Raw genomic sequence first — 23,314 nt, 5'->3', positions numbered from 1 at the left:
TTTCATGTGCGTTATAGTGAACATATGCAAAAAGCCATTTTACGGGTGTTTCCCCTGTATAAGGAGCGGTCTGTTTTTAATTATTTTAAAAATAAAAGAAAATCGACGAAATTCGATGCATATATGTTCTTAATAGCGAATAAACATAGCAAGGCGGTTTCTATGGGATTTGTGTTCTATATACAAATATCTTATGTTCTTTATTAAGAACAAAAACAACGTCAAAGAACGGAGGAGGAGCATGATGCAGGGGAAGGCACGTCTGATGGTTTTTGCAATGATTATCATGTTATGGATCGAACCAGCTTTAACAGAGGCGGCGGAGGAAAAGGACGTACTGGTTCTGTATACGACGACGGATGGAGAAGTGAATGCGGATGTGCGCCTTCTCGATATGGCGCTTGGGGCGTTTGCTGACACGATTACTTTTAAGAACGCTGCGGACGTTGAAGCAGGGGACACTGAAGGAAAGTCGCACATCTTTTATTACGGTGTCACAAAAGAAACACTTCCCGGCCGGACGGCGGAGGTAATCGACACCTTTAACGGACCGGTCACGGCCATCGGTTATAACACGGCGGGGCTTGGAGAAGGATTTGATTTTGTCGGTCCGGCAATATGTGGAACGGTTACGGCTCTGTCGATGCCCGGGAAGCCGGATAAAACGCGGCAGATTGAGCCGCATGAACTGGATGGGATCACGATCGAGGAAGGAACCCGGGTGATTGTGGAGGGACTCGGAGCGGAGACGGAGCAGCCGGTCATCGTGGAAAACCAGGGTCATTATCATGTAGCCGTTAATTCTCTTGTGCCGCCGTTCTCGACGTATTTCAGCCAGGTATTGTATGAAATATTTGATGAAGAGGCACCGGACGACACGCCGGCGTTCATCCGCCTGGAAGATATTCACCCGATGGCGGATCCAGAGCAGCTGATGGATGTGGCAGAGCTGCTGAAAGAGCGTAATATTCCGTATATGATGGCGGTTATCCCGGTGTATACGCACCCGGAGACGGGGGAGGAACTGCATTTCAGCGATTCTCCGAAGGTGCTGCAGGCGATTCGGTATATGCAGGACAACGGCGGGAGCGTCGTGCTGCACGGCTATACCCATCAGTTCCGTGACAGTGAAACCGGGGAAGGCTTTGAATTCTGGGACGTGGAGCACGATATGCCGATTTACCACGGGCAGGAGGAAACGCCGGATATGCGGACGGAAGCGGATTTTGACAGCCCGGAGGATTATGAAGCGTGGCAGGAAGAGAACCTTGCTTTTGAACGGGAGTATATTGAAAAACGCCTGACCCGCGGCATTCAGGAGCTTGCGAATTACGGGCTGTACCCGCTTGCGTTTGAAGCGCCGCATTATACGATGTCGCAGAATGGTTATAACGTTGTATCTGATTATTTTTCGACGTACGTCGGTCAGGTGCAGCTGCATGACAAGGACTGGCGCACGATGGAAACGACACCGCTTGCCTCGAATCCTACGTTTTTCCACGGGATGAACCTGCTGCCGGAAACGCTCAGCTACGTGCACCCGGACGATGAGCAGGCGGTGCAGAAGATGATGGACCGCGCGCATCAGTATCAGGTTACAGATGGCGGAATGGCAGGTGGTTTCTACCATCCTTATCTCGGGGTGGAGCGGCTGGAGAAGCTGCTGGGGGAAATGGAACAGATTCCGAATGTGGAATGGATGGATTTGAAAGAGATGGAGAATACGACGAGTGCGGAGAACGTCGTGATCTCAAGCGGAGACGGAACCATTGATACCACTATTGACCGAACCGGATTGATGACAGCGTCCCTCGACTATCCCGCGTACCACGCCAAAGTTCTGGTGCAGAAGTCGATGTGGGGCATAGCCGGGGTCGGCATGTCGGCGGTGCTGCTGTTCGGTGTCTATGCCGTCCGGCAGCGTAAAAAGGAGGAGGACATTCATCATGGCTGATTTTCTCCTGTATATGTCTCTCTTCATTATATGGTTCATGTTGTTTTACCACATGTTTCTTATGCAGGGCGGTTACCTTCACCACCGGCGGCACCGGGAGCTGAAAGCAGCATGGGAAAAAGATCCCGGGGAACTCCCCTCCTTCAGCATCCTCATTCCGGCGCATAATGAGGACATGGTTATCGCCGACACACTGAAAGCGATGGCGGCGCTGCAGTATCCAAAAGACAGACTGGAAGTGATCGTGGTAAATGATAACTCAAGCGATGCGACGGGAGAGATTGTCGAAGGCTTTGCAGCGCGCTATTCATTTATCCACGCGGTGCATACGCGTCCGCCCGAGGGTGGAAAAGGGAAGTCTGGAGCACTGAACCAGGGCCTGAAGCGCGCCAGCGGAGATGTGATTGCCGTGTATGACGCGGATAACACGCCGGAGCCGGACGCGGTGTGGTATCTCGCGCTTGGTCTGAACAAGGATCCGGATGCCGGCGCAGTTGTCGGCAAGTTCCGGGTACAAAACGGCGGCCGGAATCTGCTCACCCGTCTTATTAATATGGAAACCCTGACCTTTCAGTGGCTCGCCCAGGCCGGGCGCTGGTTCTGGTTCCGCATGGCGACGATCCCGGGAACGAACTTTGCGATCCGCCGGGAGATTCTCGATGAACTCGGGGGTTGGGATGAAAAGGCGCTCTCCGAAGATACAGAACTCAGTTTCCGCGTCTACAACCTCGGCTGGCACATCCGCTTTTTTCCGGCGGCGGTGACGTGGGAGCAGGAGCCGGAAACCCTGAACGTATGGTGGAAGCAGCGGATGCGCTGGGCGAGGGGCAATGAATACGTGATCGGGAAATACCTGCTCGGTCTGCACCGGCTGAAACACAGGAAAATCACCCTTGATCTGTTCTACTTTTTGTTCACGTATCTGCTGTTTTTCACAGGTATTCTGCTGTCACATGCGATTTTTGTTACGAATCTGTTTGTTGATCTTGATTTAACGATCGGCATGGTGTCCTACGTCCTGCTTGTCACCGGTTTTCTGCTCTTTCTTGTAGAAGTGCTGCTGGCGCTGAGTCTTGAACGGGGGCAGTTGACGCTGAAAAACGCCGGTACCGCGGTGCTCATGTACTTCACCTACTCGCAGCTGTGGCTCGCTCTCGTTGTTCACGCCACTTTTCTTGAAGCGAAACGGATGCTTACGAAACAGGAAGTGACCTGGTACAAGACACAGCGTTTTCAGACGAGCGGACGTGAAACGGTAAAAAAAGAAAAACGGGCCAAATCATCTTAATCGAAGGAGGTTTCTTAATTATGAAAGTGATGACGATTATCGGTACAAGACCGGAAGGCATTAAAATGGCACCGGTTATAAAAGGCCTGCAGGACACTCCCGGTATGGAAAGTGTATTCATCAATACCGCCCAGCACCGCGGGATGCTCGATCAGGTGCTTGAATTATTCGGTCTCACACCGCAGTACGACCTCGATTTGATGAAGGCGGGACAGGGGCTGGAGGAACTGACGATGCGTCTGTTTGAAGGGCTGCAGCCTGTACTGGAGCAGGAAAAACCGGATGTTGTGCTCGTGCACGGGGACACAACCACCACTTTTGTCGGTGCGTACGCTGCCTTTCTAAAGCAGATCCCCGTCGGTCACGTGGAAGCCGGACTGCGCACGAACACCCTTTACTCCCCGTTTCCGGAAGAACTGAACCGGCAGCTTGTCGGCCGGATGGCGGCGTATCATTTCGCGGCAACGGAGGCAAACAGGCAGAATTTGATAAACGAGAATGTTAATCCCGCTTCGATCACGGTCACCGGCAATACAGTTATTGACGCCCTGCTTGAAATTTCGGAGCGTCCGGTCCGGTGCCGTACGGAGCTGGAGGAGATTTTTGCAAACGGGCGGCGGACGATTCTCGTCACGACGCACCGGCGTGAAAACATGGAGGATATGCAGCACATCTACCGGGCACTGGAGCGGATCGTAGATCAGTATGACGATGTGCAGGTCGTCTTCCCTGTGCATAAAAATCCGGCTATCCGCCGCAGCGTCATGCAGCTGTTGACCGGACGGAACCGGATTCACCTGGTAGAACCGCTCGACTACGCGGAATTTGTGCACGTGATGAAGCATTCCTTTCTCGTTTTGACCGATTCCGGGGGGATTCAGGAGGAAGCTCCGGCGCTTGGCAAGCCTGTTCTTGTCGCCCGGGAAACAACGGAACGGCCGGAAGGAGTGGAAGCCGGGACGCTGAAACTTGTCGGCACATCGGAAGAGCGGATTGTTAAAGCATGCAGCACGCTGCTTGAGGATGAAACGGCGTACCGGCGCATGGCCGAAGTGCGCAATCCGTTTGGCGAAGGAGACGCCGCGCGCCGAATTATTGATGTGCTGCAGGGTCAAGCCGCAGCAAGCGGAGGACAGAAGGTTGTATCCAGGTAGAAACAGGAGGCAGCGGGGGTGAAGCAGGTGACGGTATTCTTCCTTGTATTGGTGCTGGTAGTGGCGGCAGCGGCGGGCTTGTACCGGCTCTATGACAACACACGCAGCCTCCCGGAAGAAGCAGCGGAACGTTTTCTCACGCGGTGGCTGACGAATGAGAACGGGACGCTTGCGACCTATATCCAGGAAGGCGGAGAGGAAGAAGAAGATGAGGTGAGGGGACGTGAAGCGTTGGCGGAAACGCTTGGGTTATGGATGGAGTATGTGTATGAAAAAGAGGACGACAAACGGTTCGACCGTGCTTATTCCCAGTTCCGCCGTCTGTTTCTCGCTGAAGACGGGTTTGTGTACTGGAAACTGGAGGAGGACGGAACAGCGGAGGTGACGTCGAATGCTCTGATTGATGATATCCGGATTGCCGGGGTTTTGATGAAGGCGGCCGAACGCTGGGGTAAGGACTATTATGAAGAAACCGCCCGGGAGATACTGACGTTTGTGGAGACCCATAACATGTATGACGGGGTGCTGACCGATTTTTATGAGCGACGGGATAAGTATGCAGAAGATACCATCACGCTGTCCTATATTGATGCCGCGCTGCTTCAGGATCTTGCTGAAGCGGACATGCTGTCGGCCGGACCGGCGGCAGCGACTGGTGCGCTGTTGATGGATGCACCGCTGTCCGGTCCGTTTTATCCAAAAGCGTACAACGTGGAACGCGGGGAATATGAGTATGATGAAGAGGTGAATATTCTCGACCAGGCACTTGCGGCGCTGCATCAGGCGGAAGCAGGCACTGTATCGGAACCGTTTCTCGCGTTTGTGGAGACGGAACTGGAAGAGCGCGGGCTCGTCCACGGGATGTATGACCTGGACACAGCAGAACCGGTCGTTTCTTACGAATCTCCTGCGATTTACGCGCTGCTTGTCCTGTATGCGATTGAAATCGGCGAGACGGAGCTGGCGGAGACGCTGTATGAACGGATGGAAGCATTTCAGGTGACACGCCGGACGAGCCTGTATTACGGCGGATATTCCATCCATGACGATAACACCCATATTTTTGACAACCTGCTCCCCATGCTTGCCCGGCAGCAGTGGGAAGAGCAATAAATTGTATGCTTCTATCTGGCGGCCCGTCTTTTGCGAAAATTTCTCCTAAAGCATTACGGATTCCCGCCGATATAAGCTTTAGAACATTTTTTCATTAAGAAAATGGGGGAACGGCATCATGTCCTTTCAAAACGCACAGACGGCCTACCAACAGACGATGAAACAGGCGGAAGACCATAGAAAATCGACAGGGAAAAATACAAATCAGACGTTTACGCCGGGATCGGCGTCCTCCGGGGGCGCAGCAATCGGCAGTGTGAAGCCGGGCGCGCAGCAGAAACCAGCGGCCAATCCGTATCAGCAGAATGCGCTCGAAACCGCGTCCAGCGGGGATTTGACGCTGCTGTTGTACAACGGATGCGTGAAGTTTATTGATAAAGCGGATCAGGCGATGCAGGACAAGCAGATTGAAGATAAAAACAATTTCATTAAACGGGCGCAGGATATTATCCGCGAGCTGATGGTGACGCTTCGGACTGATACGGAAGTTGGCGCGAACATGTACAGTCTCTATGACTTTATCCACCGCCGGCTGATTGACGCGAACGTCCAGAACGATCGTGATGTGCTGCAGGAAGCGCGGGATCTTGTCGTTGACTTCCGTGATACGTGGAAAGAAGTTATTAAGAAGGACCGGCAGGAGCGCTTCGGCGGCGGAGGCCAGGCTTGATATGGCTGTCGTGAAAGAGCTGTATGATGTCACGAAAGCCCTGTACGATCATATGGCAGAACCGATGCCAAAACGTATTGAAGAACGCGATACGTACGTGGAAAAGCTGGAACAGTATCTGGCGCAGCGGTCGGAACTGCTGGAGAAGATGAGAGAGCAGACGTCGTTTTCTGAGAAAGAACGACAGCTCGGCGCGGAGATGTTCAAAATGAATGAGGAGATTCAGCGCTGGATGGAGGCGTCGCGCGGAGAACTGCGGCTTGTCATGCAGCAGCTGAACAAGAAAAAGAAGTCTACCCGGCATTATGCGCGTCCGTACTCCGGGACGACGGTGGACGGTGTGTTTTTTGACAAGAAAAATTGAAGTGGGCAGCCGCCTCGTGCGGCTGTTTTTTTGTATTATCGTTGTGTTATTCTCAAAACGAGAGAAGGGTTGGTGAGGCATATGCTGCTCGATCAGGCAGAACAGGATTTTCTCAAGCAGTATCTCGGCTATCTGGAAACGGTCGAGGAAGGTATTGCGTCGGTCGCATATTTTTACCGGGAAGGGTTGGACGAAAATGGAGATCGTCTGCTGCAGCAGATGCTGGACGGATTCACGCCTCTGGCGGAAGGTAACGTCACGCTGATGCATCTGTTTGGGCAGAAAGCAGACCGCGGCGCAGAGATGGACGCTTTCCACGAAAAATTGGGAGAAGCCCGCGCTATTCCTGATATGGACTCTGCGACATGGAAACTGTCAGCGCTGACCATGGATTTCCTCCCCGGCTTTCAACGCTGGAGGATCATCGTGGACCATTTTTACCGGAATCTATAGAGAAAAGCAGAGAATCGATGGATAAAAGCGGAGAAACAATCGAGAAATCCGGAGAAACGATCAAGAAATCCCCGCACGTGCCGGGAATCGATCGAGAAATCATCGGATCGATCAAGAAATCGGGAGAATCGATCGAGAAACGCAGCGCCGTGGTTTTCAGCGGGGCTGGAGGCTCATCGTGGACCATTTATACCGGAATCTATAGAGAAAAGCAGAGAATCGATGGATAAAAGTGGAGAAACAATCGAGAAATCCGGAGAAACGATCAAGAAATCCCCGCATGTGCCGGAAATTGATCGAGAAATCATCGGATCGATCAAGAAATCGGGAGAAGCGATCGAGAAACGCAGCGTCCCGCTTTTCAGCGCTGCTGGAGGCTCATCGTGGACCATTTTTACCGGAATCCATAGAGAAAAGTAGAGAATCGATGGATAATAGTGGAGAAACAATCGAGAAATCCGGAGAAACGATCAAGAAATCCCCGCACGTGCCGGAAATCGATCGAGAAATCATCGGATCGATCAAGAAATCCAGAAAATTGATCAAGAAACACCGGTCCCTGCACCCAACTGCGCCACGTCCCATAAAAAAAGAAGCCGTCCTTTTAAAAGGACAGCTTCCTACCCGGAGGAATCTCCGGATGCTGGCTGCTCGTTCGTATCTTCCCTTTCTCCACCGCCGCTGCCATCGTTCAGGTGTTCACTCAGATCGAAGTCAAGCGCGGGATCATCCTGGGATTCTGTGGTGTCGTCTCCGTAAATTTGTTCCATTTCCATCCCGTCTACCGAATCAAATTCCTCCATCTGCTCAAATCCGGTGAATTCATCCAGTTCCATGCCCTCGGCGACGTTCAGGACGTCGGCCGGAATCTCGACACGTTCTGTTTCATTGAAATCAGAATAACGGGCGACAACAAGGTGATCCGAGGCATCCGGCTCTCCTTCTGCGTTATTCATGTTCATGTCGAGGTTCATTTTCAGTTTTTTCGGGTAGAACGTTTCCTTGTCAATCTGAAGCTGGAATGTCAGCGACTCCAGCTCCGCCATGTACATCATGTCTTCCATCGAAGAAGAGAAGCCGGTGTTAACCATGCCGATCATTTCAAGGGCGATTTCCTGGGTCTGGTCTTCCCCGCCGCTGAATGTGAGCTGATAATGACGGTTTCCTTCTATTATATGGATGTTACTGCTGTAGGCTTCAATCATTTCAAGAATGCGGCCCGGGTTCTCATAGGATTTGTCAAAAGACTTGAAGTCTTCGTTGAATTGTTCCGGAAATTGCACCCAGCGGCTTTCCGAGGAGTCAAACATATAAAAACCCCGGTCCGTAAAATAACGCTCCAGCTCCACGAAGCTGTTATTTGTCTCCTCCGCGGTCGTCTGGTTTTTTTCGATGGTGGATGATTCGTGATACCGCACCGGATCAAGGTTGACAAGCGTATTGGAGCGGTACCGGTTTTCGAGTGTCTGCTCCCCGCCGAGTTCCAGGTGCTGGTTCATATTCGTTGAAATGGTGTAGCTTTCTATATCATTCATCTTATCAATAGACTGCTGCAGAACGTCCCCCGCCGGCATGACCTTCTCAGGTTCCTTTTCCGGTTCTGTATCTTCGGTGTCATCCGGTTCTTCTTCAGAGGGGGCGGCGCTGTCCCCGTTTTCATCTGTATCCGCTTCTGACATGCAGGATGCCAGAAGCAGGACAATCAGGAGACCATACATGCCTGTAAGAATCCGCTGCATGATTTTTCCTCCTCCTGCGTAAGCCTGTCACTAAAATATATCATATAAAGAGGAGGTTGGATAGACTTTACAGAAGAAAAAAGGAAGGGCAGGATGGACGTATAGCATTTCAGCAGAGAGAATTTTTGGAAATCTGCATAGGAACGTCCACACCCGGGTATGTAGTACAAAGAGACATGATTAAAGGAGAGATTTTCATGGAGACACGCCTATTTATAAACGGTACATGGAAAAAAGCAGCCAACGGCACCTTTGCGGTTAAAAATCCGGCAAACAATGAAGAAATCGGACAGGCAGCAGATGGCGGAGCCGAAGAAACGAAAGAAGCCATCAAAGCAGCAGAAGACGCCTTTCCGTCCTGGGCGCACCGGAGCGCAGGCGACAGAGCTGCCTACTTAAAAGAAATATACCGCTTAATGATGGAAAGACAGGATGAACTCGGAGAATTGATCACGCTGGAAATGGGCAAACCCCTTCAAGAGGCAAAAGGCGAGGTGGCTTACGCGGCTTCTTTTCTCGAATGGTTCGCTGAAGAAGGAAGACGGATCTACGGCGATACGATTCCGGCTGGTTCGCCTGACAAGCGGATGATGGTGCTGCACCAGCCCGTTGGTGTGACCGCTGCAATCACCCCGTGGAACTTCCCGCAGGCGATGGTAACAAGAAAAGTCGCACCGGCGCTTGCAGCAGGCTGCCCGGTTGTTTTAAAGCCGGCTGAAGACACGCCGCTGTCGGCAGTACGTTTCGCTGAAATCTGCGAAGAAGCGGGACTGCCTGATGGTGTATTCAACCTGATTACAGGAGAAGATGCAGCAGCCATCGGCGGTGAACTTATGGGCAGCCAGGCTGTGCGGAAAATGACTTTCACCGGTTCCACCGGAGTTGGAAAGAAACTGATGGAGCAGGGCGCTTCCGATATCAAGAAATTGTCGCTTGAACTGGGCGGCCACGCACCGGTTATCGTCCTCGACGACGCGGACATGGAAAAAGCCGTCGACGGTACGGTCGCATCCAAATTCCGGAATGCCGGTCAGACATGCGTCTGCGGCAACCGTGTTTACGTGGAGGAAGCGGTATACGATACGTTTGTCGACCGCCTGAAAGAAGAAGTGGAGAAACTTCAGGTCGGTGACGGTTTTGCCGAAGGTACATCGATCGGCCCGATGATTAATAAAGAAGGCTGGGAAAAAGTGGACCGCCACGTGAAAGACGCAGTCGATAAAGGAGCGGAAATTGTTACCGGCGGCAGAGGCTGGGAAGAAAACGGCGGCTGGTTTTATGAGCCGACGGTCCTCAAGAATGTCACAAGCGACATGATTATCATGGAAGAGGAAACATTTGGTCCTGTCGCTCCAATCCAGAAAGTATCGAGCGACGAAGAAGCTGTGCGTCACTCGAACCATTCACCGTTTGGGCTTGCCTCCTACTTTTTCACCGAGAGCATGAGCCGCGGTGTGAAAGTAGCGGAAGGGCTCGAATTCGGCATTGTCGGATGGAACGATGGACGCCCGTCCGCCGCCCAGGCCCCATTCGGCGGCTGGAAGCAAAGCGGCGTCGGACGCGAAGGCGGCCATGAAGGCATCAAGCCGTTTCTTGAAACAAAATATATCTCCATTGGCCTGTAGAAATGACAAACACGCTTTGTGCTTTTGGCATGAAGCGTGTTTTTCCTGTAATGATGGGCGCCCGGCCCTGCTAAGCCGTGAATTCGTCACCCGTTGTTAAGATATTGTAAAAAATTTTGACGAATTTTGAGTTTTAGAAGGGGATTGTTAAGTGAATATAGAAAGGTAGAAGTAACGAAAGGAGGAGTTTACTTGATGAATTATAATATTCGAGGTGAAAACCTAGAGGTAACTCCGGCTCTGAAAAGTTATGTAGAGAAGAAAGTAAGCAAATTGGAACGATATTTTGATACAACACCGGTCGCGGATGTCCACGTGAAGCTGCAGGTGCATAACACCGGAAATAACATAGAGGTGACCATTCCGATGCCCAACCTGCTCCTGCGTGCCGAAGAAGAGCACAATGACATGTACGCGGCGATCGATCTTGTGGTGGAAAAACTTGAACGACAAATCCGCAAGCACAAAACAAAAGTTAACCGAAAATTCCGTCAAAACGATGGAGTAAAGCATATGTTTAAAGAAGATGACATCGAAGCCCTTAACGAAGAAATTGCCAACGGAGGGCTCTCCAACGGCAATGGTCTCGTCGAGGAAGAAGAGGAAGACGTAGAAGATAACCAGATTGTCCGGACAAAACGGTTTAACCTGAAACCGATGGATGCCGAAGAAGCAATTCTGCAGATGGACATGCTCGGCCACGGATTCTTCGTCTTCTCCAACTCGGTCAACGGTGACACCAACGTCGTCTACCGCCGCAAAGACGGCCGGTACGGGCTCATTGAGCCGGAATAAAAAGCACAGGGGTTTTGTCCTGCTCCCGATTATCTTAAACGATAGTCGGGAGCTTATTTGGTATGCGGCCTTTATCGGCTGCCCCCCGCGCTGTAGCCGGCGCGGAATGATGATCCGTGGACATGAAACGTACTTGCGGGCTTCCTGGTGTCCATAGGCTGTCACACCCGCCAGGCTCACAACCGAGGCTCTATTTTTCATACGGTCAGCACCTCCTCCACGTTGTAACAAGCAGAGGAAACTGATAAAATAACAATAACTGTGAAATGCGGAACCTGCGCCATACTTTATAGATTTCCCGACCAAAAGAGAGGACGATGATCGCGGCATGATCGGCTTATTAAAGAAAGTAATAGGCGATACGAACGAACGAAGTGTGAAAAAACTGGAGAAAACGGTTGAACAGATCGAGCAGTGGGACGAAGAGATGCAAAAGCTCTCGGATGAAGAACTGAGCGGTAAGACTGAAGGGTTTAAAGAACGCTACGCAAACGGAGAATCGCTTGAGGACCTGCTTCCGGAAACGTACGCGGTAGTGCGGGAAGCAGCGCACCGGGTGCTTGGAATGAAACCATTCCGCGTCCAGTTAATGGGAGGTATCGTTCTGCACCAGGGCGATATTTCGGAAATGAAGACAGGGGAAGGGAAAACCCTCGTCGCCACCATGCCTGTATATTTGAATGCGCTGACCGGTAAAGGGGTGCATGTCATCACGGTCAACGACTACCTTGCCGGGCGTGACAGCGAAGATATGGGTGAACTGTATCGTTTTCTCGGCATGACGGTCGGTCTTAACCAGAAAGGCATGACCAAAGATGAAAAACGCGAAGCGTATGCAGCCGATATCACGTACGGAACGAACAATGAATTCGGTTTTGATTACCTGCGGGATAACATGGTGCTGTACAAAGAACGCATGGTGCAGCGCACGCTTCATTTTGCCGTCGTCGACGAAGTGGACTCGATTTTGGTGGATGAGGCACGGACACCGCTGATTATTTCAGGATCGGTGCAGCAGTCGACGAAAATGTATATGGCAGGAGATGCTTTCGTCAGACGTCTGAAGCTCGAGGAAGACTATACGTATGATGAACAGACTAAGAACGTACAATTGACCGAAGAAGGTGTCAATAAAGCCGAGCAGGCCTTTGGCATTGACAACCTGTTTGACCAGAATCACGTTCAGCTTCTTCACCATATTAACCAGGCGCTGAAAGCCCATGTGACGATGAACCGGGATTCGGACTATGTCGTCGACGAAGGTCAGGTCGTCATCGTCGACCAGTTCACCGGACGCCTCATGAAAGGGCGTCGTTACAGCGACGGTCTTCACCAGGCTATTGAAGCAAAAGAAGGTCTTGAAGTCCAGAAAGAAAGCATGACGCTTGCTTCGATCACTTTCCAGAACTTTTTCCGGATGTACAATAAACTTGCCGGCATGACCGGTACAGCAAAAACGGAAGAAGAAGAATTCCGCAACATTTACGGTATGGGCGTAACGTCTGTACCGACGAATGAACCGGTCATCAGAGATGATAAGCCGGACATGATTTACAAGTCGAAAGAGGGCAAGCACCGTGCGATTGCTGATACGGTGGGAGAACTTTATCAAAAAGGACAACCGGTTCTTGTCGGTACTGTCAGTGTGGAAATGTCCGAGCTGATTTCCCAGCTTCTCAAAAAACGGAACGTTCCGCATAATGTCCTGAACGCCAAGCACCATGAGAACGAAGCGAAAATCATCGAAGACGCCGGCCAGCCCGGGACGGTGACCATCGCGACAAATATGGCCGGACGCGGAACCGACATCAAACTCGGCGAAGGTGTGGTGGATCTCGGCGGTTTGTTTGTGATCGGTACAGAGCGTCACGAAAGCCGCCGTATCGATAATCAGCTCCGCGGACGTTCCGGTCGTCAGGGGGACCCGGGTGCTTCCCAGTTCTATCTCTCGATGGAAGATGACTTGATGCGCCGCTTCGGTACAGATAACATGCGCGGCATGATGGAAAAACTCGGCATGGAAGATGACCAGCCGATTGAGAGCAAAATTGTCAGCCGGGCCGTGGAGCAGGCGCAAAAGCGTGTGGAAGGCCACAACTTTGACGCCCGGAAACAGATTCTTCAGTATGATGACGTGATGCGTGAGCAGCGTGATGTCATTTACGCGCAGCGGATGGAAGTTCTCGATTCCGAAAACCTGGAAGATGTCGTGAAACCGATGATCAAATCTGTCGTGGAACGTGCGGTAGGGCAGTATACACCGGAAGGGACAGTGCCGGAAGAATGGAACCTCGAAGGCCTCGTCAACTACCTGAAAGGAACGGTGCTCTGGGCGGACGACCTTGAGGTAAAAGATATTGAAGGCATGGAACCGGAGGAAATCACCGAAACGGTGCTTGAAAAAGCATATACCCATTACAGGCAGAAGCAGGAAGAACTGCCTGAAGAAACGATGAAGGAATTCGAACGGGTAGTGCTGCTCCGCGCTGTCGACCGCAAATGGATGAACCATATCGACCAGATGGACCAGCTCCGCGAAGGCATCCATCTGCGTGCTTATGGTCAGAACGATCCGCTCCGGGAGTATAAGTTTGAAGGCTTTAACATGTTTGAAGAAATGGTTGCTTCCATTGAAGAAGAAGTGGCTATGTATATCGTGAAGGCGCAGGTCCGCAGCAACCTGGAACGGGAGGAAGTTGCGGAAGGCAAAGCCGTTCACGGTGAGAACACCGAACGTGAGGAAAACAACAACAAGCGCCGTCCCGTCCGCAAAACAGAAACAGTGGGACGCAACGAACCGTGCCCCTGCGGCAGTGGAAAGAAATACAAACACTGTCATGGAAGCGCAGAAGCGGCGCAGTAATTCTTAAAATAGAGGTGAACGCGATGGATATGGCTGAAATACAGCATGCATTGTCAAATATCCGCCAGCGTCTGGCGGACTTCAGGGGGTCTCTTTGACCTCTCTGAAAAAGAGGAACGCATTGCTGAACTGGAACAGAAAATGACGGAACCCGGCTTCTGGGACAATCCGGACGAATCGAAACAAGTTATTGATGAATCCAATGTCTTGAAGAATTCGGTGGAAGGATACCGGAGACTCTCGGAGGCATATGATGATCTCGTTCTCACGTATGATCTCGTCAAAGAAGAGGACGATGAAGATCTGAAGGAAGAACTGGAAGAAGGCGTACAGACGCTTACAAAAAACGTGAATGATTTTGAACTGAATATGATGCTCAGTGAACCGTATGATCAAAACAACGCCATCCTGGAACTTCATCCCGGTGCAGGCGGTACCGAATCCCAGGACTGGGCTCAGATGCTGTACCGCATGTATAAACGCTGGGCGGAAGGCAAAGGGTACACCGTCGATGTGCTGGATTACCTGGACGGCGATGAAGCGGGTCTGAAAAGTGCTGTTCTGCATATCAAAGGCCACAATGCCTACGGTTATCTGAAAGCTGAAAAAGGAGTCCACCGGCTCGTCCGGATTTCACCGTTTGATTCTTCGGGGCGCCGGCACACGTCTTTCGCTTCGTGTGAAGTCATGCCGGAGATGGACGACACGGTGGAAGTGGAAATCAACAGTGAAGATTTGAGAATTGATACGTACCGTTCCAGCGGGGCAGGTGGTCAGCACGTTAACACAACCGATTCGGCGGTGCGGATTACCCACCTTCCGACCAATATTATTGTGACGTGTCAGAATGAGCGTTCCCAGCTGAAAAACAGGGATTCCGCCATGAAAATGCTGCGCTCGAAGCTGTATCAGCGTGAACTCGAAGAGCAGCAGAAAGAAATGGATGAAATCCGCGGCGAGCAAAAAGAGATCGGCTGGGGAAGCCAGATCCGGTCTTATGTTTTCCACCCATATAATATGGTAAAAGACCACCGGACCAATCAAGAAATGGGGAATACCTCCGCAGTGATGGACGGTAACATTGATCCATTCATTGATGGATACCTTCGGGCAAGCATGGATATTTAAAAGAAAAGGGGTGCCTCTGAAGTGGGGCACCCCGGCCTTTTTGTCCATAGAAAAAAGCCTTAAGCTGCAAAGCAACAAGAAGTGAGGGAAAACAGGAATGATGAACTGGAGAAAACGACGCGAGCCGATGCCCCAAAACCTTTGGATGGTGCTGCAGACGGTTTATATTTTGGCAGGATCCACGATTCTGGCATTGTCCTATAACCTTTTTCTGCTTCCAAACCGGATTGCCTCCGGCGGTCTCAGCGGATTTGCCACCATCGTCTACGAAGTGGCCGGGATGGAACCGGCGGTGACGATGTGGGTATTGAACATTCCGTTATTTGTTGCAGGGATCCTGCTGCTTGGAGGATGGACATACGGTGGGAAAACACTGGCAGGCACCTTGTTTCTGCCATTTGTTATTTATATAACACGCCATCTGGACGCGGGTGTGGATGATCCGCTTCTGGCCGCTGTATTCGGCGGTATCGGCGTGGGAGCCGGTCTTGGCCTGGTGTTCCGGGCAGCAGCGTCCACCGGCGGTACCGGATTACTGGCGCAGATTATACATAAGTTTTCCGGTGTATCTCTTGGAGCCTGCGTGTTTATGATGGACGGCCTGATTGTGACGATGTCGGCGTTTGTGTTCAGCATCGAGTACGCGCTGTATGCCCTGATTGCGCTGTTTGTGACCGGAAAGACGATTGATATTGTGCAGACTGGTATCGGATATGCCAAAGTAGCGCTTATCATCACGCAGAAAGAAGAAGAAGTCCGCAGCGTCATTTTGAACCGGGTGGACCGCGGGGTCACGTATCTGCCGGGAGAAGGCGGTTATACAAAAGACGCCAGACCGGTTCTTCTCTGTGTGGTGAACCGAAACGAAGTATCCACGCTCAAGCACTGGGTGCAGTCGGCGGATCACGAGGCATTTGTGGTTGTTACCGATGCTGCAGAAGTACTCGGAAAGGGTTTCAAAAATGAGGTTGCTGGGTATAATAACGAAACGTCATAGAAGATAAACTGAGATGTATGGGAGGTCATGAATCATGAAAAAAATAGTTATGACACTGGCAGCTGCGCTCGTATTTGCTCTAAGCGCCTGCGGCGGAGGCGGTGAAGAGCCGGAAGACTCTGCAGAAAGCGGAAATACCGAAAGCAGCGGAGGTTCTGTAGACGCTGAGGCAGCCCGCAGCGCCTACGACCAGAACTGTCTGCAGTGCCACGGCGAAAATCTGGAAGGCATGAACGGGCCGCCGCTCGCCGGACAGGATTTATCGCAGGATCACGTGCTCAGTATGATCCAAAACGGAGGCGCCGGCATGCCTGATGGTCTTGTGAGCGGCTCCGAAGCAGAAAACCTTGCCGCCTGGGTAGCGGATCAGTAAAGGCTGAAGCAAAAGAATACCGTTTAACTTTACATCCGAACGATAATCTTAAATGCTGCGTGAAAGCATTAGATATCGCTCGGATTTTTTATGGTACAAGCCGTTCTGCTGCAGGAATTGTACGGCCGAAACGCCGCTGCGGTATTTTAGACTAATTCCTGCTGCTTCGAGCATCGTTAAAGCGGAACACCTGCGGAGAAGGCCGTATACAGGCCAAACATCTGCGATTACATGCCGAATGCTGCCATTTACATGCCGAATGAAACGCAATACCAGCCGGATCAGAGGGTTTACCATCCAACGTGCCGACAGATCCCTTTCATCCTCTCTCTCCACCGCACCGGAAATGCAAAGAATGTTATCGTCGTGCTTCGTAGGACTTTATTCTTATGATTGAAACATTCCATCTTTCTATTACATTTTCCTGATTTCTCAATTCCCGTCATTTCAGACTTTGTACATCTTAATCTATTAAACAGCCTTTCATTGAAATCAAAATGTAATACTTTTTTAGCATTTTTCAGCCTTTAAAGATGATATAATGTGAGATGGAAAATGACAAAACGATATATCATTCAACATGATTTCCGGTGTCGTCCGTGGAAAATACTCCACTATTCCGGCGGTTCTGCCGGGAATTTGTCACCTATTAAGAAAGTGGACAACCACCACGAAAAACCATCTTAGAGTATGTTTGCTTCAGGAAGTGATTGTTTTGATTGAAATGAATAATGTGTCGAAAACGTATGCGAACGGCGTCAGCGCACTGAACAACATTGACATTCTCATTGAAAAGGGAGAATTCGTTTATGTTGTCGGACCGAGCGGCGCAGGCAAGTCTTCTTTTATTAAAATGATTTACCGGGAAGAAAAACCCACCGAAGGCTCCATTCAGATCCACGGAACGGATTTGATGACCCTTAAAGAAAAACACGTGCCGTTTCTGCGGCGGAAAATAGGAGTCGTTTTTCAGGACTTCAAACTTCTCCCGAAACTATCGGTCTTTGAAAATGTCGCGTTTGCTCTTGAAGTCATCGAAGAACCCAAAGATGTCATCCGAAGACGGGTTATGGAAGTGCTTGATGTTGTCAGGCTGAAAAATAAAGCACGTTTTTTTCCGGATGAACTATCGGGTGGAGAGCAGCAGCGTGTTTCCATTGCAAGAGCAGTTGTCAATAATCCGCGTGTCGTCATTGCGGACGAGCCTACCGGAAACCTTGACCCGGATACGTCTTGGGAGATAATGGATATTCTTGAAAACATCAACCGAAACGGTACTACTGTTCTTATGGCTACCCATAACCGCGAGATTGTAAACGCGATTAAAAAACGGGTGATTGCCATCGAGTCCGGCAGGATTGTCCGTGATGAGATGAAGGGGGACTACGGCTATGAAAGGTAGAACCCTCGCACGTCACGGAAAAGAAGGACTCAAGAATCTCGGGCGGAACAGCTGGATGAGCTTCGCCTCAGTGAGTGCAGTAACGATTATGCTGTTTGTTGTGGGAGTATTTCTCCTTCTTATCGTAAATATGAACAGTTTTATTTCATCGGTGGAAGAGGATGTGGAAGTCCAGGTTTACATTGATCTCGGCACGTCGGATGAAGAACAGACTGAACTTAGACAGCAGCTGCAGAACCTTGATCATGTGGACGGTATTTCATTTGTGAGCAAGGATGAAGGACTGGATCAGCTGATTGACAGTCTCGACCAGCAGAGCGGAGCATTTGAATCACTGAGGAACGAAAATCCTCTGAATGATAAATTTGTTATTCAGGCTGAGCAGCCACAGCAGACGGAGCAGGTGGCAGAAGCTGCTTCTGATCTTCCTTATATTGATTCCATTGATTACGGGGAGCAGGTTGTGGAGCAGTTGTTCAATGTGACCAAAATTCTTCGGATCATCGGTCTGGTCCTTGTTGTCGGTCTGATGTTCACCGCGATGTTTTTGATATCCAACACGATAAAACTGACAATCGTCGCCAGACAGCAGGAAATTCAGATAATGAAACTTGTCGGCGCAACCAATGGATTCATCCGCTGGCCCTTTTTCGTGGAAGGGTTACTGCTGGGCGTTCTTGGCGCGGTCATCCCGATTGCGGCCGTTACAGGAGGATATCATTACCTTTATAACAACTACGCGGAACAGCTCAGCATCGACTTTGCTGAAATATTACCGACGTATCCTTTGACCCTGCAGATATCAGCCGTTCTCGTTGGAATCGGTATACTGGTAGGGATCTGGGGAAGTGTCACATCTGTACGTAAATTCCTGAAAGTTTAATTACATACGGCTGGAACGAATTAGAGGAGGAACTGTTGGAATGAAAAAGGGATGGTTAAAGACATTGGCTGCGGTGATAACCGCTTCCGGTATTGCACTTGCCGCTTCAGCTCCTGCAGCAGCGGCAGACGGAGAAGAACTCCGTACAAAAATTAACGAGCTGCAGGATAAACGGGAAAGCACTCAGGCGGATTCAGAAGAAACAAAAAAGGAAATCGAAGCACTGAAAGAAGAAATACAGAATATCAGTGATGAAATCCGCCAACTGGATAAAAAATTAACAGAAACAAACGATAAAATTACGAAAAAAGAAGAGGAAATCGATGAGACAGAACAGCGTATCGAAGAGCTCGAAAGCCGGATTGACAAACTTCAGAAGCGAATTGAAGAACGGGATGAACTTCTGAAGGAACGCGTGAACGCTATGTACAAAAACGGCGGCTCGGTCGATTATCTGGAAGTGCTGATGGGAGCAAAAAGTTTCGGAGATTTTCTGGACAGGGTATCGGCACTGAACACCATTGCCGATCAGGATAAAGACATACTTCAAGCCCATATCAAAGACCAGAATGAGCTTGAGGATGCGAAAAAAGAAGTGGAAGAGCAGCGGAGCTCCCTCGAAGGCTCGCTGACGGAACTTGAAAATCTGAAAGCCGATCAGAAGCAGCGGCGCGGGGAAAAGAGCAGTATACTTGGGGATCTGGAAAATCAGGAGCATTCCCTGCAGGAAACGCTGGTATCGCTGGAAGATGAAAAAGGACTTCTTAAAAAGCAGGAAGAAGCTGCCAAGCAGGAGCTGGAGAATTATAAAGAGCGGCAGGAAGCCATGCGTCAACAACAATCCAGCGGCACTGCAGCACAGGCAGCGGGTAACGCACCTTCTGACAGCGGCGGTACATTGATGCGCCCGGCGACAGGAACCTATACCTCTGAGTTTGGACCTCGTTGGGGCCGCATGCATAACGGTATTGATATCGGAGGGGGAGGCCGTCCGAACGTTCCGATCGTTGCCGCAGCAGGTGGAACGGTTGTGAAAGCAGGATACATGAATGGATACGGAAACACCGTGATGATTTCCCATCAGGTGGACGGGCAGCAGTTAACAACGCTGTATGCCCATATGTCCTCCACTAATGTGTCCAGTGGACAGAGCGTATCCCGCGGCGAAAACATCGGGATGATGGGTAATACCGGTGCCTCCCAGGGGAAACATCTTCACTTTGAAGTTCATGAAGGACCATGGAACGGAGCCAAATCCAACGCGGTCAACCCAAGAAACTATCTACCATAACGAAAAGAGAGGGGCTGTCTCATGGGACGGTCCCTCTTTTCGTTATGTGACGAGTTGATGAGAGGATAACGGAACTGTTTCACAGACCGCCGCATCATGGAAAATTTATTTTTGGAATACGTGAATTCATGCTAGAATGAAAGAGACGATAAAACCTCTCTGACCCGCGGTGATTTTAATGATGGAGCTGAGGTGTAAAATATGAAATGGAAAGTGAAACTGGCATCCGTGGTGACCGGTGCCGTACTTATTGCCGGAGCCGGCGGCGTCTTTGCCGGAATTAATATAAACGAACAGGCCGGCAGTGAATCATCCGCCGCCTCCAGTGTTTCCGGACAGACCGGAAACACAGAACAGCAGTCCATGGACGGATTGGACAAAGTACAGCAGGTCTACCAGATGATTGAATCCGAATACGTGGAGGATGTAGATAAAGAGGCGCTCTGGGAAGGGGCGCTGAAAGGGATGGTAAATGAGCTGGATGATCCTCATTCGGCTTACATGGATCAGGAAACAGCCTCTCAGTTCAATCAATCTCTTGAATCCTCATTTGAAGGAATAGGAGCGGAAGTAAGCATGGTCGATGACACACCGACCATCGTGTCGCCGTTTGGCGGCTCGCCCGCTGAGAAGGCAGGACTGCGGCCGAATGATCAGATTCTCGAAGTGAATGGGGAAAGCACGGAAGGAAGCACTCTGAATGAGACCGTGCTGAAAATACGCGGGGAAAAAGGCTCGACCGTTACGTTGACAATCCAGCGCCAGGGTTCTTCAGAGCCGTTTAAAGTTGATGTGGTGCGGGATGAAATTCCAATTGAAACGGTCACTTCCGACACTATAGAGCAGAACGGACAGACCATCGGGCTGCTGGAACTGACTTCTTTTTCCGAAAATACAGCATCAGAGTTTGAAGAACAGCTGAGAAGTCTTGAAGAGCAGGGTATTGACGGGCTGTTAATTGATGTACGGGGCAACCCGGGAGGCTATCTGAACAGTGTTCAAAGCATCGGAGACCTTATTATTCCAGAAGGAGAACCGATTGTTCAAATTGAAGATCCTAACGGGGAAACCACCCGTTCGATATCTGCACTGGACGGAAAGAAAGATTATCCGATTGTCGGTTTGATTGATGAAGGCAGTGTGTCTGCTTCCGAAATTCTGGCTGCTGCGTTGAAAGAAGCAGGCGGATACGATCTCGTCGGCCAGACGACATACGGCAAAGGGACGGTACAACAGTCCATGAAGCTTGGAGATGGAAGCCGGCTGAAACTGTCGATGTTTAAATGGCTCACATCAGACGGTAACTGGATTAACGAGGAAGGTGTCAAACCTACGGTGGAAGTGCAGCAGCCGGAGTATTTCTATTCGGCGGCACTGTCCCCGGAAGAAGAGCTGACCACCGGAACGAACGGAGAGCAGGTCGAAACCGCTCAGACGATGCTGCAGGCTCTCGGTCATAATCCGGGCCGGACCGACGGATATTTTGATGAACAGACGTCCGAAGCGGTGCGCAGCTATCAGGAATCTGTCGAGGAACTGCCTGTTACCGGTACAATTGATGAAGAAACAGCCGGGCGGATGAACCAGGGTCTGATGGAAAAAGTTCAAAACCGTGAAAATGACCGGCAGTTTAATGAAGCATTAGAGTTGATGAATGACAAATTGACGAACCAGTAATCGAAGGAAGAGGCCGGGCGCTGTAAGTAGTAATAAAGGGGCGCCGGCCTCCTAAAATAAGACGGACATTCTTTTTTGAAAGGATGGTCTGCTTGGAGAAGGAGGAACCGGGATGTATGATATCGGCTGGGAGCTGTTATATGGGATTGGGCGTTTTTTCGCTCATCCGCTGACTTATCTGATTCCGATTGTCATGTTCATTCTTGGGTGGCGCCGAGTGGTAAAAGAACGCCGCGACTTTCACACCCGGGTGTTCCGTGCCGTATTTGACGTTACAGCGCCGCTGCTCCCGGGTTTGGCTGCGGGTCTTACCGGCTCTGCAGCCGCTGTACTCCTTGGTGTTACGGTCCCGTTTTCCTTTCTATTGCTTCTTTCCTTTTTAACAGGTTTGATTCTGTTGATTGGAAGGGTGAAGTGGCTGTCTCCGGCATTCACGGTCAGTGCAGCGGTTCTCTTGGCGCTGCTTCTTCCACTTTGGGAAACGGGAAACTCCCGTGTAGATGCGTGGCTGCAGGAATTGGGATCATTTGATTACCAAGGCGTCCTTCTCTGGCTTGCTGTTCTGATTATTATGGAAAGCGTGCTCGTTTTCCGGAGCGCCCGGTTTTTCACTTCTCCGCTGACGGTGAAAAGCAGCCGCGGAAAATGGATTGGGGCGCACCGGATGCGCCGGGTCTGGCTTCTCCCATCCGTCTTTTTTATTCCAGGCGGTATGCTTAATGCTTTGTCCTGGTGGCCGCTCCTTCCGATTGGAGAGGGAGGACTGGCGCTCTTTTTCTTTCCTCTTGCCGTGGGAGCAGATCGCACGATTTATCATACGCTGCCAAGACCCGCCCTGCAGCAGATGGGGCGCCGGCTTGGTCTGCTCGGCCTTGCTGCCGGAGCAGGTGCGGGGCTCTCCTTTTACTACCCGCAGGCTGTCCTGTACACGGCAGCCGCCGTCTTTGTGCTGCGCGCAGCACTTCAGGTGTGGCAGCGCTTGGAAGACCGCGGAAGGCAGCCCTTTTTTCAGCCTGGTGCCCGCGGGGTGAAAATACTGGCGGTTCTTCCGGAGTCTCCGGCTGCAAAAATGGGCATGACCGCAGGGGAGATTATATGGAAAGTGAACAGCATTCCGGTTCATTCGAAAAAGGAATTTTACCATGCTCTTCAGAAAAATTCCGCCCACTGCCGGCTGGAAGTGATGGATACAGACGGGGAACGCCGCTATGTTCAATCCACCTTATATGATAATGAGCATCACGAAATCGGAGTACTGGCGGTAAAAGAAAACGACGACTTGCCGGCGTCCGGTATGCAGGGCTGACGCTGGAAGCATAGTTTAAAAGACGGAGTTTGGGGATGAAAACCCGCTCCGTCTTTTCTTATGGCATGCTTTGTCACTGTCCGCTGAGGGCCGCCGATTCTCCCCGCCCGCACACGGCAGCTGCTGCTTGAAAATGAATCGTCGTTTTTTTACTGAAATAAAAAACGAACATATATTCGAATAAGCCGTTTAATTTGATGGAAGATGTGGTATAATGTATAAGCGGTTATAGATAACGA

The 23,314-nt window shown here is 50.8% G+C and carries 21 protein-coding genes; 20 read left to right on the top strand and 1 reads right to left on the bottom strand.

Annotated elements, in window-relative coordinates; all coding sequences use genetic code 11:
* The first annotated feature begins 241 nt into the window (after window positions 1–241).
* The 9 genes from BM058_RS07070 (at window position 242) to BM058_RS07030 (ending at window position 7,416) form a co-directional block, all read left to right on the top strand.
* Window positions 242–1,954, top strand: coding sequence for a polysaccharide deacetylase family protein (locus BM058_RS07070; RefSeq protein ID WP_177195459.1), 1,713 nt, complete (start codon window positions 242–244; stop codon window positions 1,952–1,954).
* Window positions 1,947–3,242, top strand: a complete 1,296-nt coding sequence (locus tag BM058_RS07065) for a glycosyltransferase family 2 protein (RefSeq protein ID WP_090926328.1) — start codon at window positions 1,947–1,949, stop codon at window positions 3,240–3,242. The genes BM058_RS07070 and BM058_RS07065 overlap by 8 nt, the downstream gene beginning before the upstream one ends.
* 20 nt (window positions 3,243–3,262) lie before the next feature.
* Complete coding sequence (gene wecB, locus BM058_RS07060) at window positions 3,263–4,396, top strand: non-hydrolyzing UDP-N-acetylglucosamine 2-epimerase (RefSeq protein WP_281244682.1); 1,134 nt, start codon at window positions 3,263–3,265, stop codon at window positions 4,394–4,396.
* 18 nt (window positions 4,397–4,414) lie between these two features.
* A complete protein-coding gene (locus BM058_RS07055; protein WP_090926326.1) occupies window positions 4,415–5,509 on the top strand; it encodes a hypothetical protein in 1,095 nt (364 codons plus the stop codon).
* Between the two features lie 118 nt (window positions 5,510–5,627).
* Window positions 5,628–6,179: a flagellar export chaperone FliS gene (fliS, locus tag BM058_RS07050; RefSeq protein ID WP_322787875.1), complete on the top strand. Its 552-nt coding sequence runs from the start codon at window positions 5,628–5,630 to the stop codon at window positions 6,177–6,179.
* 1 nt (window position 6,180) lies between these two features.
* A complete protein-coding gene (locus BM058_RS07045) occupies window positions 6,181–6,543 on the top strand; it encodes a hypothetical protein (protein WP_090926325.1) in 363 nt (120 codons plus the stop codon).
* Between the two features lie 72 nt (window positions 6,544–6,615).
* A complete protein-coding gene (locus BM058_RS07040; RefSeq protein ID WP_143082987.1) occupies window positions 6,616–6,996 on the top strand; it encodes a hypothetical protein in 381 nt (126 codons plus the stop codon).
* Window positions 6,997–7,013: 17 nt separating this feature from the next.
* Window positions 7,014–7,226 carry a hypothetical protein gene (locus tag BM058_RS07035; RefSeq protein WP_090926323.1) on the top strand — a complete coding sequence of 71 codons (213 nt, stop codon included), beginning with the start codon at window positions 7,014–7,016 and terminating at the stop codon, window positions 7,224–7,226.
* The gene (locus tag BM058_RS07030; RefSeq protein ID WP_090926322.1) at window positions 7,219–7,416 is read left to right on the top strand and encodes a hypothetical protein; all 198 of its coding nucleotides are present in this window, start codon (window positions 7,219–7,221) and stop codon (window positions 7,414–7,416) included. The genes BM058_RS07035 and BM058_RS07030 overlap by 8 nt, the downstream gene beginning before the upstream one ends.
* 200 nt (window positions 7,417–7,616) lie before the next feature.
* On the opposite strand, the gene BM058_RS07025 is transcribed toward BM058_RS07030, so the two are convergent.
* Window positions 7,617–8,735, bottom strand: coding sequence for a DUF6612 family protein (locus BM058_RS07025; RefSeq protein ID WP_090926321.1), 1,119 nt, complete (start codon window positions 8,733–8,735; stop codon window positions 7,617–7,619).
* A gap of 197 nt (window positions 8,736–8,932) precedes the next feature.
* Here BM058_RS07025 and BM058_RS07020 point away from each other — a divergent pair, with 197 nt between their 5' ends.
* The 11 genes from BM058_RS07020 (at window position 8,933) to BM058_RS06965 (ending at window position 23,075) form a co-directional block, all read left to right on the top strand.
* Window positions 8,933–10,360: an NAD-dependent succinate-semialdehyde dehydrogenase gene (locus tag BM058_RS07020; RefSeq protein WP_090926423.1), complete on the top strand. Its 1,428-nt coding sequence runs from the start codon at window positions 8,933–8,935 to the stop codon at window positions 10,358–10,360.
* 195 nt (window positions 10,361–10,555) lie between these two features.
* Window positions 10,556–11,155 carry a ribosome hibernation-promoting factor, HPF/YfiA family gene (hpf, locus tag BM058_RS07015; RefSeq protein ID WP_090926320.1) on the top strand — a complete coding sequence of 200 codons (600 nt, stop codon included), beginning with the start codon at window positions 10,556–10,558 and terminating at the stop codon, window positions 11,153–11,155.
* A gap of 328 nt (window positions 11,156–11,483) precedes the next feature.
* Window positions 11,484–14,018 (top strand): preprotein translocase subunit SecA, encoded by a 2,535-nt coding sequence (secA, locus tag BM058_RS07010; protein WP_090926319.1) that lies wholly within the window; start codon window positions 11,484–11,486, stop codon window positions 14,016–14,018.
* A 23-nt stretch (window positions 14,019–14,041) separates the two neighbouring features.
* A protein-coding gene (prfB, locus tag BM058_RS07005) for a peptide chain release factor 2 (protein ID WP_143082986.1) occupies window positions 14,042–15,146 on the top strand; the annotation gives its coding sequence in 2 pieces (ribosomal slippage) (window positions 14,042–14,113 and window positions 14,115–15,146; 1,104 coding nt in all).
* A 97-nt stretch (window positions 15,147–15,243) separates the two neighbouring features.
* Window positions 15,244–16,143: a YitT family protein gene (locus tag BM058_RS07000; RefSeq protein ID WP_090926317.1), complete on the top strand. Its 900-nt coding sequence runs from the start codon at window positions 15,244–15,246 to the stop codon at window positions 16,141–16,143.
* A gap of 34 nt (window positions 16,144–16,177) precedes the next feature.
* Complete coding sequence (locus BM058_RS06995; protein ID WP_090926316.1) at window positions 16,178–16,516, top strand: c-type cytochrome; 339 nt, start codon at window positions 16,178–16,180, stop codon at window positions 16,514–16,516.
* A gap of 715 nt (window positions 16,517–17,231) precedes the next feature.
* Window positions 17,232–17,918 (top strand): cell division ATP-binding protein FtsE, encoded by a 687-nt coding sequence (gene ftsE, locus BM058_RS06985; RefSeq protein ID WP_090926314.1) that lies wholly within the window; start codon window positions 17,232–17,234, stop codon window positions 17,916–17,918.
* Complete coding sequence (gene ftsX / locus BM058_RS06980) at window positions 17,908–18,801, top strand: permease-like cell division protein FtsX (RefSeq protein WP_090926313.1); 894 nt, start codon at window positions 17,908–17,910, stop codon at window positions 18,799–18,801. The genes ftsE and ftsX overlap by 11 nt, the downstream gene beginning before the upstream one ends.
* A gap of 40 nt (window positions 18,802–18,841) precedes the next feature.
* Window positions 18,842–20,092 carry a murein hydrolase activator EnvC family protein gene (locus BM058_RS06975; protein ID WP_090926312.1) on the top strand — a complete coding sequence of 417 codons (1,251 nt, stop codon included), beginning with the start codon at window positions 18,842–18,844 and terminating at the stop codon, window positions 20,090–20,092.
* Between the two features lie 201 nt (window positions 20,093–20,293).
* Window positions 20,294–21,769 (top strand): S41 family peptidase, encoded by a 1,476-nt coding sequence (locus BM058_RS06970; RefSeq protein ID WP_090926311.1) that lies wholly within the window; start codon window positions 20,294–20,296, stop codon window positions 21,767–21,769.
* 112 nt (window positions 21,770–21,881) lie between these two features.
* Window positions 21,882–23,075 (top strand): PDZ domain-containing protein, encoded by a 1,194-nt coding sequence (locus BM058_RS06965; RefSeq protein ID WP_090926310.1) that lies wholly within the window; start codon window positions 21,882–21,884, stop codon window positions 23,073–23,075.
* The last annotated feature ends 239 nt before the right edge of the window (window positions 23,076–23,314 follow it).

The sequence above is a fragment of the Salibacterium qingdaonense genome (genome assembly GCF_900114715.1).
GTDB classification, from domain to species: domain Bacteria; phylum Bacillota; class Bacilli; order Bacillales; family Marinococcaceae; genus Salibacterium; species Salibacterium qingdaonense.
This window is presented reverse-complemented; position numbering and strand designations above follow the sequence as displayed.